This is a genomic window from Sulfuricurvum sp., from assembly GCF_023250475.1.
Taxonomy (GTDB): Bacteria; Campylobacterota; Campylobacteria; order Campylobacterales; family Sulfurimonadaceae; genus Sulfuricurvum.
Genome location: NZ_JAHFAQ010000010.1, coordinates 1 through 15485 on the forward strand (window position 1 = coordinate 1; position 15485 = coordinate 15485).

A 15485-nucleotide genomic window follows, 5' to 3' on the forward strand; every position below is an offset into this window, starting at 1 on the left:
CTTTGGTGTTGGCGATCGGATTGGCGGTGAGGATATCGACCATCACACGCTCATCGAATTTCTGTTTCGCCGTCAACTCTTTACGGATAAACTCTTCATCAATCGGGAGATCTCGATGCGAGAGGCTCATCATTGCACGATAGATTTCCTGATGTGCCGAAAGATAGAAATCTTCAGGAGTTAGCACCGAATCAAAGTCATCAAACTGCGAAGGGTCAAAAATAATGGAACTGAGAACCGAGCGTTCAAAAGCTAAATTGTATAACGATTCTTCCATGCTTAATCCTCTTCCGCTTCCATTTTTTCAACCTCTTCGACGAATCGGTCTACCAGTTTATCTTCATCAAGCCGAGCAACCACTTCACCATTGACCATCACTAGCCCTGAACCCTTACCGTACGCTATTGCGACATCGGCATGTTTCGCTTCGCCGATCGCATTGACCACACACCCCATAACCGAAAGGTCAAGAGATTTTTTAATATGTTTGGTACGCTCTTCGATGATCGCAACCGCACTTACCAAATCAGCTTCAATCCGTCCGCACGTCGGACAGGAGATAATGTTCGGACCCTCTTTAGCCACACCGCTGTCTTTGAGGATCGCACGGGCAACTTTGATCTCCTCTTCGAGCTCTCCTGTAATGGAGACGCGCATTGTGTCGCCGATCCCCTCCAGCAAGAGTGTTCCCAAGCCTATCGCACTTTTGATTGTTGCATGAAAAATCGTTCCCGCTTCGGTGACACCGAGATGAAACGGATAATTATTCTTCGGACGAAGCATTCGATAGGCTTCAACGGTGCGCTGAACATCACTCGCTTTGAGAGAGACTTTGATATCAGTAAATCCCAAATCTTCGAGATATTTGATATTGTACTCCGCAGAGGCCACCATCCCCTCGGCACTTGCACCGTAGCGCTGTTCAAACTCTTTTTCCAAGCTCCCCGCATTCACCCCGATACGGATGGGGATATTGCGTTCCTGACATGCTTTGACGATCTCGCGGATACGCGATTTTTCACCGATATTTCCGGGATTAAATCGGATACAGTCGACACTCTCTGCGGCGATAAGGGCAAGCTTGTAGTTAAAATGGATATCGGCGACGAGCGGGAGGGAAATCTGCTCTTTGATCGCCTTCAGGGCCCGTGCATCCTCTTCATCGGGGACGGCGACACGGACGATATCGCATCCGGCAAAGTGGAGTAGATTAATCTGCTCAACGGTTGCCGCGATATCCGCAGTACGTGAATAGGTCATCGACTGGACCGAAATGGGGGCATCCCCTCCGATAGCGACATTTCCGACAAAAATTTGTTTGGTAGGGTAACGTTTTATCATGGGTAGATTGTAGCTTTTTGGATGTTAAAGTTACGTAAACTCGATCGGGTCCATATCGATCTCGCACAACGGTGATTTGATATGTTTTATGGCGCGAATAAGATCGGTACTTTTATCACTTCGAAGCAATATTTGAAAACGGTATTTATCGGCAATTTTTTCGATCGGGGAGGCTCCAAAACCGACAATTTGGACCTTGCCCATCCGCTCTATTTGCTCTATAGCCTCTTGCATCGCCTCTTTAGCTTTCATCCCGTTTTTGTGGGCATAGAGGAGTCGTGCAAGTTTTTTGGTCGGAGGGTACCGGCCCTCTCGTATTCGCATCTCGTCGATCAAAAATTTTTCATAATCGTCCAAATAATCCCGAAAAAATGATTCGTTAAAACTCTGGACGATCACCGTTGCATCTTGTTTCCGACCGCTTCTCCCCGCAATCTGCACCAAAAGGGACAATGCCTTTTCACGTGCACGGTAATCAGATTGCGAGAGGAGATTGTCGATCCCCATAACGACGGCAAGGGTGATGTCGTGATAATCATGCCCTTTGGAAAGCATCTGCGTTCCGATGAGCAAATCGATTTCTCGATGATTGAACGCTTCGAGTACTTTGATCAATTTGTTTTGGGTAGTAATAATGTCACGGTCAAACTGCTGAACTCTCAAATTTTCTGAAAGTTTACCAAAATGCTCCACCGCCTCCGCCGTTCCGAGTCTGGCGGTACGAAGCGCACCGCTTTGGCATTTCGGACACACTTTCGGGAGCACCTCGGTGTAGTTGCAGTAGTGGCATTTGAGGGCACGGGAATTTTTATGCTGGCTCATCCCGACACTGCAAAACGGACACTCCACATGATAACCGCACGCATCGCACACTGTATATTTAAAATTGGCCCGAGTGGGGATAAAAACAATCCCCTGATGCCCCACAGCAAAATTTTCCATCACGGCACGGTCGATACTCGGTGTCAGCGCTTCGAGAGAAGGTTCAAAGTGAAAGGTTCGCTTCGACTCGAAATACCCGCCGCGAAGACGAAAAAACGGATATTTGGCGTAACTCGATAATGATGGGGTAGCGCTGCCCAGTGCCACGGGAATTTTGAGAAGATTGCCGATGTATACCGCCATGTCCCGCGCATTGTATCTCGGACGGGAGGAGGACTTATAGCTCTCATCATGCTCTTCATCGACAACAATCAGCCCCAAATCCTCAATCGGCAAAAACAGTGCCGATCGAGGCCCCACGATGATATGTGCCGTCCCATCATAAATTTTCTCCAATGTCCCCTTTTTTTGCTTCGGCGTCATTTTGGAATGCCACAAAACCACGGCATCCCCGAAATGATTTTTAAACCGTTTCTCCATTTGGGGGGTGAGTGATATTTCAGGGAGAAGTAATAATGCCCGCTTCCCCGAGCTAAGTATTTCATCCATGCGAGACATATAGATTTCGCTTTTTCCCGCCCCCGTGTCGCCAAAAAGGAGGGACACCTTATGAGAACGGATAAAATCGAGGGCTTGAGATTGGGTTTTAGAGAGGGTGATATTTAGAGGAGTTTTGTCATTCTGAACTGCACGCCCGCCATCCTGAACTCGATTCAGGATCTCAGATTGCGGATCGAGTCCGTTATGACGTTGATAGGGTACAAAAAGATTGAGTGCTTCCCCTAATGAACACCCGTAATATTCGCTGATAAACTGCGCGGTTTGTATTTGTTCGCCCGAATAAAAAAACGGCGTTATTTCGCCGATCGGCTGTGTCGCAAATTCAGGTTTTTCGCACTGCGAGACAACAACTCCGCGCAATATCCGCTTAGAGAGGCTAACTTCGGTTTCCGAACCTATTGTATAGGTGGTTTCAGAGTGATAGGTCAGAGAATCTAGAGGGGAGCCCAAAATGGCTATGACATAAAAATTATTCAAACTTACTATTTGCTCTATTCAGTTAAAATTTTACAATTTGCGTTTGTATGAATACAATCAAATGTACCAGCTTGATGAGTACCGTTAATTACTGGATAATAAGTGAAAGTGACAGGATTGCTTAGAACTTGATAGGTATAGGTATTCGCTGCTGTTTTTTTCCAGTGACCATTGGTAGAACCAGATGCAATCCCGTACTGTAACAGCGTACTGCTTGCCGATCCGTTATTATCAAATAAAACATCACCATCTACTGATGTAGCGCCAAGATGATCCAGCTTAGTTATATAAGTAGACTGCCCCTGCAACAATCGCGCTTGCCGCTCACTCACAATCGCTGCACGGATAGCCGAGACATCGCTCCGTCCTTTTGCGACTTGGGCATCATCTCGGGTAGCCGCCAAACGTGGTATAGCGATAGCGGCTAAAATACCCAGTACGACGATCACAAATACCAGTTCGATCATCGTAAATGCAAAACGTTTCATTAAATAATCCTCATTGTTCTGAGTTCTACGATTGAGCAACAATCCCATAAATCAAACCAATACCAAAGGTGTATCACCCGAAGGTGATACAAAAGTCATTATTGGACTACACCTGTTCCACCAAATGGAGTAGTTTTGGCTGTACCATCAGCCGCCGTTATATTATTTCTTAGTGCTGCAGCTTTAGCAGCTACACACTCTGCACTATTACCAGCTGCAAGCGCAGTTACGGAAACAGTGCCATTTACATCAGCAGAAATAGTAAAGCATCCTTGCGTAGCATCTGCTGCCGTTAATGCTTTAGCATTTAGATACATTGGCGTGCCTGCAACAAAAGCTGTTGCTGCCGTTGTACCGCCCGCTGCAGTAGTCAGCGGAACATTTGTCATAGCAGGCCATGTTCCAGCCCAAGAACCTTTTGAAGTCCAGTAAGCACCCATATCACTGACGACTGTTGCAAGATTTGAAGAAGTTTTTGCTGCAGCAGCATCGGTACGTGTTGCCGCAAGACGCGGGATAGCAACCGCTGCCAAAATACCCAAAATAACGATAACGAAGATCAACTCGATCATAGTAAAACCTGAACGTTTCATGGTTTACTCCTTAGAAGTATTTAATAGTGATTACGCTTGTAACCCTATTGTCATTATGAATGGCTTTGTCTTATAGTTTGATTAATTTCCTAAACTATTTTCATGCGGGCGTTTCAAGGAGAATATGGCATAATTTTCTCAAACCAAACGTTATCGTAGCCAATCGGGACGAGTTTCGATGGAGTTAAAGGAAAAAAAATGAAAATTGCCGTACCTGTGATGGATGAAAATTTGAAAATGGCCGGAAATGCCGGACATACACCCTATTTTGCCGTATTTAATTTAAACGGTGGAATGTTTAAAAGCTTTACCCTCGAGGGGTTGCGTCCCAATCCCAAAGTTGCCGGCGAAGAACCTCACGATCATGACGAGCACCACACCTGCGATCACGACGAAGGGGATGTTGAACATATCCGAGCGCACGATACGATGGCGGATACGATCGAAGATTGCGATTATCTCGTAGTCAAAATGGCGTGTAAAAATACCGCTAAAAGTATGAGTAACGTCGGAGTAAAGCTCCAAAAATACAATGGAACCGAAGCATTGGCACCTAAAATTTTGACGGAATTGGCATCGCAGTTCAAATAAATCACCACTTTAATTCTCGTTTATAAATTAGAGGCGTATAATTCGCCCCATAAATGAAGTGAAAGCTTCAAATCTTCATCTATGTACAGTACACAGATGAGCCCGAAAAGGTAAAAGAACCCATGATTTCCGCAGAGATTGAGACGTTAGGCATAAAAAACAGTGGAAAGCTTTTCCATAACCTCAGCTTTGATCAGCTGATCCAGCATGAACTTGATAACGGTGAATGTAAACTCGCCAGCAACGGTGCGACCATGGTCGATACGGGTATCTTTACGGGCCGAAGCCCAAAAGATAAATATTTTGTCAACCAAGATCCTTCCAACAAATATATCGCTTGGGGTGATGTCAACAAAAAAATCGATAAAGCCGTTTTTGACGAGCTGCTCGTTGTTGCCCGTGAACAACTCTCCGGAAAAGATCTCTACATTACCGACGTATTTTGCGGATCAAGCGCATCAAGCAAACGCTCAGTACGTTTTGTCTCTGAAATCGCATGGCAAGCACACTTTGTCAAAAATATGTTTATCCGTCCCAGCGAATCCGAACTCGAAGTCTTCAAACCCTCTTTTACCGTACTCAATGCCTGCAAAGCGGTCAACGATCAATGGAAAAATCACGGTCTTAATTCCGAAGTATTTGTCCTCTTCGATGTCGAAGCCAATCTTTGTATTATTGGCGGAACATGGTACGGCGGTGAGATGAAAAAAGGGATTTTTTCAATGATGAACTACTGGCTTCCCCTCGAAGGGAAGCTCTCGATGCACTGCTCGGCAAACGTCGGAGTTGATGGCGATACCTGTCTCTTTTTCGGACTCAGCGGCACGGGTAAAACAACCCTCTCTACTGACCCGAAACGGGCACTTATCGGGGATGATGAACATGGATGGGATGATGAGGGTGTTTTCAACTTCGAGGGGGGATGTTACGCCAAAGTGATCAATCTCGACCCATCGAGCGAACCGGAGATTCATAACGCCATCCGTCGCAATGCACTGCTGGAGAATGTCGTTTACGATGAAGACGGTATCGTTGATTATACTGATGGGTCTAAAACGGAAAATACCCGCGTATCGTACCCAATTGAGCATATCGATAATCATCAGCCATCCCTTATGGCCGCTCATCCTAAAAACATAATTTTCCTCTCTGCCGATGCTTTCGGCGTATTGCCTCCGGTCAGCAAACTTACAAAAGAGCAGGCAATGTACTATTTCCTCAGCGGTTATACCGCTAAAGTTGCGGGAACGGAACGTGGAATTACCGAGCCTGTCGCAACATTCAGCTCGTGTTTCGGTGAGGCATTCTTGCCGCTTCACCCAACCGTTTATGCAAAACTTTTGGGTGAAAAAATCGATCAGCACGGGGTTAACGTCTATCTCGTAAACACCGGATGGACCGGCGGCGGATACGGTGTCGGAAAACGGATGAGTATCAAAGATACCCGCGCATGTATTAATGCTATTTTGGACGGTTCAATCAACGAAAGCGAATTTGATACGACCAATACATTCGGATTCCATATCCCTAAAACCCTCGGTTCCATCGATCCTGTCATCCTCAATCCGCGTAATGCATGGGCGGATCGTGACGCATATCTTGTTCAACGCGACAACCTGGCCGCTCTGTTCATTAAAAACTTTCAAAAATATATCAACGGCGAAAGCGATTTCAATTATTCAGCTGCCGGGCCTCAACTTCCTAATTAATCTATCCTATTTTCATCTCTCCAACTACTTTTCTTTGTTAGCAAGAAAAGTAGCAAAAGAGCGTCTCCCCAAAAATCCCATCTCTCAAGTATCCGAAAAAGTCGCATGAGCGATTGACGATAGAGTGATCTCTTTGTCTTGATGACAAAAATAAAATAAACTTAGTAAGAAAAATGAAGAAAAAAGATGTGCAGGGTTTTCACCCCGCACGGAAGATTAACAAGAGTAAGTAGATTTGAATTCGAATGCAGTAGGACGAGATTCATCAGGCCATACTTGTGTTTCAAATTTGTAGTGTTGGTATGTATCAATGAACTCCGGAGTCATTACCGGTTGCAAGAACTCGTTATCACGGATCAATGCTTCCAATGAACCACGCAATGTATGCGGCATTTGAGGAATCCCTTTTTCACGGATTTCAGCAAGGCTAAGTTCAAATAAATCTTCATCCATTGGTCCAACCGGAACCGTTTTGTTTTTAATACCGTCAAGTCCAGCCAACAACATAGCCGTAAACGCAAGGTATGGGCATGAAGTTGAATCCGGGAAACGCATTTCGATACGTGTCGCTTTTTCACCCGCACCGTATGGTACACGACAAGAAGCAGAACGGTTTTGACTTGAGTAGGTCAAGATTGATGGAGCTTCAAATCCAGGGATAAGACGTTTGTATGAGTTGGTTGATGGGTTTGTGAACGCTGCAACTGCGCGAGCATGTGCAAAAATACCGCCTACATAATAAAGCGCTGTTTCAGACAAGTTGCTGTAGCCGCCCTCTTTGTAGAATGTATTTTTTCCGTCTTTCCAGATGGATTGGTGAACGTGCATACCGTTACCGTTATCGCCATAAAGCGGTTTAGGCATGAAAGTAACCGTTTTACCGTTAAGGTGAGCAACCATTTTGATAACGTATTTAAGTTTTTGAACGTTGTCAGCAGCTTCTACAAGAGTTCCGAAAACGATACCGATTTCACCTTGACCTTGTGCAACTTCATGGTGACCGAGAACAACTTCAAGACCGACTTGTTCCAATGCCAACATCATCTCAGCACGAAGATCAACCATAGTATCGATTGGTGCTACCGGGAAGTATCCCCCTTTATTGCGCGGGCGGTGACCGGTGTTGAAACCATCTTTAAATGATTTTGCATCATTCCATTCACCCTCTTCCGTATCAACTTCGAAATATTGGCAGTTTACTTCGTCACGGATTTTTACATCGTCGAATACGAAGAATTCATTTTCAGGTCCGAAATACGCTACGTCACCGACACCGGCGTTCGCAAGGTGCTCAAGCGCTTTTTTAGCGATTGCACGTGGGCATTTTTCGTACATTTGACCTTTGTAGATGTCATATACGTCACAGAATACGATAATGGTCGGATCCGCAGTAAATGGGTCCATAAACGCAGATTCCGCATCCGGTTTGAGGAGCATATCTGAACGGTTGATCGGCTGCCAAGCATCGATAGATGATCCGTCAAACGGAAGACCGCCTGTAAATTGACCGGCATTAACCGCACTCATACGGTAACTAACGTGATGCCATGTCCCTTTCATATCGGTGAAGCGAAAGTCAACGAATTGAACGTCATTCTCTTTACAAAAACTGAAAAACTCGTCGACACTGTTTACGAATTTACCCATGCGAATCTCCTGAAAATAATTAAAGTTTCGCAGTATAGCAAAAGTTAACGTTATCTAAAATATTTTACATGATTAAAATTTAATCATTTCTCGATCACGGCCTCGATAAAGTGCACATTGTTCATACCCGACCGAACGTGCCAGTGCTTCAATTTCGGCACTGAAAAGGCCTACTTGTTCTTTGCAATGGGCATCCGAACCGAACGTAATCGGAATCTGCATTTCGGCTATTGATTCGAGCAAATGCGGTGACGGATACGCCTCAGCTATCGGTTTTCGATACCCTGAAACATTGATTTCAACGGACATATTTGCTTTTTTAATTGCCTTTAATGCCCCCTCTGCCAACACACGAATATCTTTGGTAGGGAGGAATTTGAATACTTTAAGCAAATCTAAATGGCCGACAATATCGAATTTTCCGCTGCACGCCATCGACTCGACGAGAGCAAAATAGCGTCGATAGATATCATCAATGTCTGCCCCCTCGTAGCGTCCGATGAATTCGGGATTGTCAAACCCCCAGTCACCGATAAAATGGACACTTCCGATCATATAATCGCACTTTCGTCTCAAGACACTCTCCTCCATATATCCCGGAAGATAATCGATCTCATATCCCAATAAGACGGTAATATCACTCGAATAGCGTTCCTGCGCTTCTCTGATCCATGATTCATACAGGTCCATTTGATCAAAAGTCATTCGGTACGCAGGATCATAATGCATCGGCGCATGATCGGAAAACCCAAAGTACTCGGTTCGAGATGCGATGGCAGCTTCCACATACTCTACTACCGTTCCTGTAGCATGATTACACAGCATTGTATGGTTATGAAGATCAACTTTCATGAGTACACCCTAAGAAAAATAATGGTTTTAATGTTATTATAGTGCAATTTTAAATCGTTGAGGATAGAGATCATGACGCAAGAAGAGTTAGATGCGCTAATGAATGGTGATATGGATTTGGAGGGGGGATATGTTGAAGAAGTAGAATCAGCTGAAATTCCCGCAACTTCAAACGAAGCACCCAGCGACGAACCTTACTACAATGAGATGGACGCTGATAAATACCGTGTATCTGCAATGCACAGCTGGCCGCCGCCACCGCCGACGGATGACAATAAAATGGTCCATCAGCTGGATGACGTCACCAAAGAGAGCGAAGAAAAAGCAACTGAGATTTTTGACCTTATCGAAGGGATCAGTAATGATTTAGGTCAGGGTGAAAAAGATGTTAAAGCGCTGCAAGCAATTATCCAAAGCAATATAGCCCTTTTTACGACACTCAGTGAGAAATTCCCCCATATTGAAGCATTCAAAACTCAATTATCCGAAAATGAAAGAGGAGCTAAGGGGCTTAAAGATGTCCTTGATATGCTTCAAAACGGCGGAGATACGATCATGAATATTATGGATATTATGCAATACCAAGATATTCATCGCCAAAAAATCGAGCGGGTCATCAACGTAATGCGTGCCCTCTCGACCTATATGAATCATCTCTTTGCCGGAAAAATCGATGATAGTAAGCGTGTCACCTCTGCTGTTCATATTCATGGGGATACAACCACCGAAGATGTCGTCAGCAGTGATGATATTGAAGCACTGTTAGCTTCGTTTGGGCAAAAATAAAAAAGAAAACGATACAATTCGCCCACTTATGTTTTAAAGAGAGTCGTATTGAAAAAAGTGGAGCTTCTTTCCCCTGCCGGGAACCTTGAAAAACTTAAAATCGCCATTGATTACGGTGCGGACGCCGTATACGGCGGTGTAAGCCATTTCTCACTCCGCATCCGTTCAGGTAAAGAGTTTGACTTGGAGAGTTTCAAAGAGGGGATCGATTACGCGCACGCTCGAGGACGAAAAGTTTACGTCACTATTAACGGTTTCCCTTTTAATTCCCAGCTAAAACTGCTCAAAGAACATATCGCCACGATGGCATCTTTAGAGCCCGATGCTTTCATTGTGGCTACACCCGGCGTACTCAAACTCGCCCACCAAATTGCACCGCACATACCGCTGCACCTCTCAACCCAAGCCAATGTTATGAATGTGTTGGATGCACAGGTTTATTATGAGATGGGGGCGCGCCGCATTATCGCCGCTAGAGAGATTTCACTTAAAGACCTTAAACAAATCAAAGACGAACTTCCTGATTTGGAAATCGAGGTATTTGTTCACGGCTCCATGTGCTTTGCTTACAGCGGACGGTGCTTGATCTCGACATTGCAAAGCGGTCGGGTTCCCAATCGCGGAAGCTGTGCCAACGACTGCCGATTTCCGTATGAGATGTACGCCGCCAACCCTGAGACAGGAACCCTCTTCAAACTGGTCGAAGATGAGGGAATAGGGACGTATATCATGAATTCCAAAGATCTCAATCTCGCCTCTCACATCCAAGAGATCCTGGATGCGGGATGCATCGACTCGCTTAAAATCGAAGGGCGGACCAAAGCACCGTATTATGCCGCTATCACGGCAAAAGTCTACCGACGCGCAATTGATGATTATTATGTAGGGAAAAGTGATCCGGATGCCTATCAAAAAGAGTTGGGAACGATGCAAAATAGGGGATTTACGGATGCCTACCTCGTAAACCGTCCGTTTGAAAAACATGACACACAGAATCTCGATTTTTCGATGATGATGGGAACTTCGCAGGTAAGCGGTATCGTCGATGAGAGCGGTCTCTATTTTGAATGCAAATACAAGACCTTTCCCGATGATGTGATGGAGATACTCACCCCGAATGAATCGCTGCTCGCAGAGGTAGATAACGAAATCGGAGCCATCCGCAATAATGAAGGGCAATGGAATATTTCATTCAAACAGCTCTTAGCTGAAAACGGAAAAGTCTGGGATCAGGTGCATAGCGGAAATTTGAATCGCTTCAAACTGCCGCTTAAAATGCCCCCTTTCACCTTTTTTCGTATCCCTGCCACTGAAGAGATGGGCACTGTAACAAAATGTTAAACTAAAAACCAAGGAGTAAATAGATGAAATTCGTGTCAATTATTATGGGAAGCAAAAGTGATTTTGATGTTATGAAATCGTGTTCACAAACACTTGAAGAGTTTGGTGTTCAATATGAGCTTATCATTTCTTCGGCTCACCGAAGCCCGGAACGTACCAAAGATTATATCGGCAAAGCCGAAGCCAAAGGGGCACAGGTCTTTATCGCAGCCGCCGGAATGGCGGCACATTTGGCCGGTGTTTTAGCATCTAAAACCATTAAACCGATTATCGGCGTACCGATGAGCGCATCCGCTCTTAACGGAATAGACGCCCTTCTCTCCACTGTTCAAATGCCTGCAGGAATGCCGGTAGCAACGGTTGCTATCGGTAAAGCGGGAGCGATCAACTCAGCCTATCTTGCCATGCAAATTTTAGCACTTGAGAATGAAGAATTGCGCATGAAACTTCAAGAAGACCGCATTGCCAAAGCCAAAAAAGTAGAAATGGATTCATTGGAGATCGAAACTATCCTGTAATAAGGTACGCGTTTTGCTATACTAATTTAAAATTTTGAAGGCGGTTAACAATGCAAGGGTGGATGAGTATCGACGAATATGCACAAATGACAAATATGGATCGCAGTGCTGTTGAAGCCTTGATCGTTCGCGGAAAGCTCACTACCCTCATTGAAGACGGTGAGGTCATCATTGACCCGAGTCAAGGAATGGCGGGGATTGTCCCTGCAACCATGAAAGAGCTCAGTGCTACGGAAGCGGATATCACTCTCGGTGCCAGTTTTGTCGAGAAAACGATCGGCACCATCATCAATCTCCATGAAAAAGTGCTTGTTGCCAAAGAAGAGACGATCGAATCGATCAAAAATGAGAATGAATTTCTCAAAGATGCCCTCGCCTCTCTCCAAGAGCTTTACGAAGAAGACCGTAATACCATAGCCGCCCTCACCGAACAGCTCAAGCTATCTCAACAAGAGGTAGAGTTTATGCGTCGCAAATACAAACTCATGTGGGGCAAAGTCATCGACGATCACGCTTCTCAATGACCATACAACAAGAATGTATCGGGTGTATTATTGCCCAAAGCGAACGTGTCTGTGATGCTATTCATGCCGATGCAACATTGAGAAAATCTATTGTCGGTTATGTCGAAACGGCTCTTCAAGATGCCGATTTTACCCTTTCTCCTCCCGTAATCGCCGCACCGCTGTATGAGGAGATGGCCAAACTTGCGAATACAACCGATCTGTACGAGCAACAAAAGCGGCACGCCTCAGAACAAGCCGAAACCTATATCCCCTTTTTAAAAGAAACGATTCAACACAGCGATGATCCGTTTATTGCCGCACTTAAAACAGCAGTTGTCGGCAATGTAATCGACCTTGCCGCAGAGGTCAGTTTCGATCTGCACGATGCGATTGCGTCTGTTTTTACGACCCCCTTTGAACTCGATAACACCGAAGAGTTGCGAAAGGCCCTCGGTAATGCAAAAAATCTCCTCTATATCGGAGATAATGCGGGAGAGCACATCTTCGATAGATTAACGATTCTCTCTCTTCAAAAACTCTTTCCTGAAGTCGTTTTTACCTATATGGTACGAGGGAATCCGATCATCAATGACGTTACGTTAAAAGAAGCCTTCGAAGCAGGGATAGAAGAGGTATGTCAGGTGATCAGCAGCGGTGTTCCCACTCCCGGATTTGTTTATGCCCTTGCATCTTCTGATGCCCAAGCGATGTTTGATACTGCCGATCTTATCCTCGCCAAAGGGATGGGCAATTATGAATGCATGACTCCGCAGCGGAGAATAAATGTCTGCTTTCTCCTTAAAGTCAAATGCTCAGTCGTAGCACGCTCGCTGAATCGTGAAATAGGCGATATTGTCTGCTGCCTCTCTTAAGAGAGACAGATTCGGTTTCGCCCCTCTTCTTTTGCCCGATATAAAGCACTATCGGCACGCCCTACGACATTTTCGATACGATCCCCCTCCCGACTTTCACTGACCCCGAAACTGCACGTCAACGTATGAATATGAGGAAAATCGTATTGCTCAATAACCGATTGGATTTTTTCGGCCAATTGTTTTCCCCCATCGCTATCGGTTTCCGGACAAATAATCATAAACTCTTCGCCCCCCCATCGTCCCAGAGTATCAATGGTGCGAATATTATCGCTCACCAATTGTGAAAGGCTCACCAATGTTTTATCACCGATTAAATGACCGAAGGTGTCATTAACCCGTTTAAAATAATCCAAATCGATAATAATAACCGAAAAAGTTCTCCCCGTACGCTGATAAAACTGATGGCATTCAAGCAATTTTTCATCCAAACGAATACGGTTTACCAACCCTGTCAAAGGATCGGTTGTTGCCATTTTCAAAAGTCGTTTATGATATTTTCCCATTTCAAACTGTCGATACATAAAAATAGAGATAATAAACAAAGCCACGAGTATAACGGCATATATCCACCCATAATCAACCCGATCTTCATAGGTTATCGCGATGTAACGATTTAAAATTCTTTGTCTCTCTGCCGGCGTAATCGAATCAATCGCCTTATCAATGATGGCTTTCAGTTCGGGATAATCGTTTCGTATCATCATCCGTACATCAAAGACGAACTCTGTTGTTCCTGAAATTTTAAGATCCAAATGGTGGTCTGCATTCATCAAATAGGCAACTACGGGAAGAATGTCTATCACAGCATCAACACGACCTGAACTAAGCAGTTTCAGCCCTTCACGGGTGTCTTCAACCCCTACAACCGTTATGTTCGGATATTTCGAAGCAACCGCTTCCGTAACGCTGTACCCCTCACACATCGCTACACGTTTTCCCGAAAGCGCTTCAAGTCCGGGTAAAAAATCGATGGTTTTATTGGTTACGATAACATTCGGAAATGAGGCATACGGTTTTGAAAAAAGGGCATATGTCTCTTTCTCTTTTGAGAGGGATGTCCCCAACGTCACATCGACTGCTTTCGATTTGATCGCGTCCATAATTCCGGCCCAAGTAGGAGAAGCGACAAAAGTACTCTTCATCCCGGTTCGCTCAACAATCAATTTCCAAAAATCGACGGCAACGCCTTGTAGCCGTGCAGAATTTCCCTCCGAATAAAAATTAAAAGGGGGCCACATTGATGTTGCGGTATAGCGAATAGTATTCATATGTAAAAATGAGTGTTCGTCGGCACTCAAAGAGACGGTTTGACGTGAATTATCATCGTACACAAAACCCTCTAAGCGCTTTTCATTTTGATGGATCCCCATGACCGCATAGATATCCGATATACGCCGAAATTTATCCACCGATACCGATCCCAAGGGCTTGTTTCCCCGATAAGCCAACTCTTTAAGTACCTGTCCTTCATAAATAAGGCTCTCCAACGATTTATTTTGCCCGTTGTAGCGCTCCTTGATCAACCGCGAAGTTTCTTCGATATGCTCAAACGCATACTCCCAACCTTTGAGTGTCGCATCGACGAACGCGCGCACTCGCTTAGGATGATTGTGTACTTCCGATTCCGAAGTAAAAAGAATATCGCTGTAAAAATCAAATCCGTACGCTTCGGGGCTGATGGAGTTGGTCTCAATCCCTTTTTCTTTAAGGACAAACGGCTCATTCGAGATATAGCACGCCATAACATCGGTTTTGCCGTTGGCGATGTCGATCGGGTTATAACTGTGTTCTAAAAATTTAATTTGGTCCAAACGGATATCTTGAGAATTAAGCATGGCGCGAATGGAGATCGTATCCTGAAAATCCTGAGTCATCATGATCCGTTTTCCGATCAAATCGCGCGGAGTTTGAATATCTGATGACTTTGCCGAGAGGAGGACAAAGGGGGAACTTTGAAAAATAGCGGCTAATGCGACAACATCTTTGCCGTCCATCCGATCCACTAAAAGGGAGGATCGTCCGATCCCATAAGTACTTCTTCCGGCCATGACCTCATCAACGGCAAGTTTTTTGGGATCAAATTTTTGGAGGGTGACATCCAAACCGGCATCCTGATAAAATCCTTTTTCTTTGGCGACGTAATACCCAGCAAATTGAAATTGATCCGCCCACTGCAGTTTAACGGATACTTTTTCTATCGGAGGCTGTCCAAAAAGAGCGCTGAAGCACAAAAGCAACAAAATTAAATAGTACTTCATTATATTCCTCTAATTATTGCTCTTATCATAGAATGTATTCCTTTAAGAAACCCTTTGAAC

At 44.8% G+C, this 15485-nt stretch carries 15 protein-coding genes; 7 read left to right on the forward strand and 8 right to left on the reverse strand.

Annotation, left to right across the window (positions count from 1 at the left end; genetic code table 11):
• The 5 genes from Q0C19_RS01950 to Q0C19_RS01970 all read right to left on the reverse strand — a co-directional run.
• Positions 1 to 277 (reverse strand): DnaB-like helicase N-terminal domain-containing protein (locus tag Q0C19_RS01950; RefSeq protein ID WP_295052324.1); only part of this gene is annotated, 277 nt, incomplete at its 3' end.
• Positions 278 to 279: 2 nt separating this feature from the next.
• Positions 280 to 1341, reverse strand: coding sequence for a flavodoxin-dependent (E)-4-hydroxy-3-methylbut-2-enyl-diphosphate synthase (gene ispG / locus Q0C19_RS01955; protein WP_295052325.1), 1062 nt, complete (start codon positions 1339 to 1341; stop codon positions 280 to 282).
• A gap of 30 nt (positions 1342 to 1371) precedes the next feature.
• Positions 1372 to 3261: a primosomal protein N' gene (locus tag Q0C19_RS01960; RefSeq protein ID WP_295052327.1), complete on the reverse strand. Its 1890-nt coding sequence runs from the start codon at positions 3259 to 3261 to the stop codon at positions 1372 to 1374.
• Positions 3262 to 3275: 14 nt separating this feature from the next.
• A complete protein-coding gene (locus tag Q0C19_RS01965) occupies positions 3276 to 3749 on the reverse strand; it encodes a type II secretion system protein (protein ID WP_295052329.1) in 474 nt (157 codons plus the stop codon).
• Between the two features lie 98 nt (positions 3750 to 3847).
• On the reverse strand, positions 3848 to 4342 hold the full coding sequence (locus tag Q0C19_RS01970; protein ID WP_295052331.1) for a type II secretion system protein: 495 nt from the start codon (positions 4340 to 4342) through the stop codon (positions 3848 to 3850).
• Between the two features lie 198 nt (positions 4343 to 4540).
• Here Q0C19_RS01970 and Q0C19_RS01975 point away from each other — a divergent pair, with 198 nt between their 5' ends.
• Together Q0C19_RS01975 and pckA are read left to right on the forward strand one after the other, a co-directional pair.
• Positions 4541 to 4933: a hypothetical protein gene (locus Q0C19_RS01975; protein WP_295052333.1), complete on the forward strand. Its 393-nt coding sequence runs from the start codon at positions 4541 to 4543 to the stop codon at positions 4931 to 4933.
• A gap of 122 nt (positions 4934 to 5055) precedes the next feature.
• Positions 5056 to 6642 carry a phosphoenolpyruvate carboxykinase (ATP) gene (gene pckA / locus Q0C19_RS01980; RefSeq protein ID WP_295052335.1) on the forward strand — a complete coding sequence of 529 codons (1587 nt, stop codon included), beginning with the start codon at positions 5056 to 5058 and terminating at the stop codon, positions 6640 to 6642.
• Between the two features lie 216 nt (positions 6643 to 6858).
• On the opposite strand, the gene glnA is transcribed toward pckA, so the two are convergent.
• Positions 6859 to 8289, reverse strand: a complete 1431-nt coding sequence (glnA, locus tag Q0C19_RS01985; RefSeq protein WP_295052337.1) for a type I glutamate--ammonia ligase — start codon at positions 8287 to 8289, stop codon at positions 6859 to 6861.
• A gap of 72 nt (positions 8290 to 8361) precedes the next feature.
• Entirely contained in the window at positions 8362 to 9141 is a 780-nt protein-coding gene (locus tag Q0C19_RS01990; protein WP_295052339.1) for a histidinol-phosphatase, read from the reverse strand.
• 72 nt (positions 9142 to 9213) lie between these two features.
• Between Q0C19_RS01990 and Q0C19_RS01995 the strand changes: the two genes are divergently transcribed.
• Genes Q0C19_RS01995 through Q0C19_RS02015 form a run of 5 tightly spaced genes read left to right on the forward strand, consistent with a single transcriptional unit; the run spans position 9214 to position 13164 of the window.
• A complete protein-coding gene (locus tag Q0C19_RS01995) occupies positions 9214 to 9927 on the forward strand; it encodes a chemotaxis protein (protein WP_295052341.1) in 714 nt (237 codons plus the stop codon).
• 48 nt (positions 9928 to 9975) lie between these two features.
• Positions 9976 to 11268 (forward strand): peptidase U32 family protein, encoded by a 1293-nt coding sequence (locus Q0C19_RS02000; RefSeq protein ID WP_295052343.1) that lies wholly within the window; start codon positions 9976 to 9978, stop codon positions 11266 to 11268.
• A 23-nt stretch (positions 11269 to 11291) separates the two neighbouring features.
• Positions 11292 to 11786: a 5-(carboxyamino)imidazole ribonucleotide mutase gene (gene purE / locus Q0C19_RS02005; protein ID WP_295052345.1), complete on the forward strand. Its 495-nt coding sequence runs from the start codon at positions 11292 to 11294 to the stop codon at positions 11784 to 11786.
• Positions 11787 to 11836: 50 nt separating this feature from the next.
• A complete protein-coding gene (locus Q0C19_RS02010; RefSeq protein WP_295052347.1) occupies positions 11837 to 12310 on the forward strand; it encodes a DUF3972 domain-containing protein in 474 nt (157 codons plus the stop codon).
• Positions 12307 to 13164, forward strand: a complete 858-nt coding sequence (locus Q0C19_RS02015; protein WP_295052349.1) for an ARMT1-like domain-containing protein — start codon at positions 12307 to 12309, stop codon at positions 13162 to 13164. Before Q0C19_RS02010 ends, Q0C19_RS02015 begins: the two co-directional genes overlap by 4 nt.
• Here Q0C19_RS02015 and Q0C19_RS02020 read toward each other — a convergent pair.
• Positions 13161 to 15425 (reverse strand): ABC transporter substrate-binding protein, encoded by a 2265-nt coding sequence (locus tag Q0C19_RS02020; protein WP_295052350.1) that lies wholly within the window; start codon positions 15423 to 15425, stop codon positions 13161 to 13163. The two genes, Q0C19_RS02015 and Q0C19_RS02020, sit on opposite strands and share 4 nt — an antisense overlap.
• Positions 15426 to 15485 lie beyond the last annotated feature (60 nt).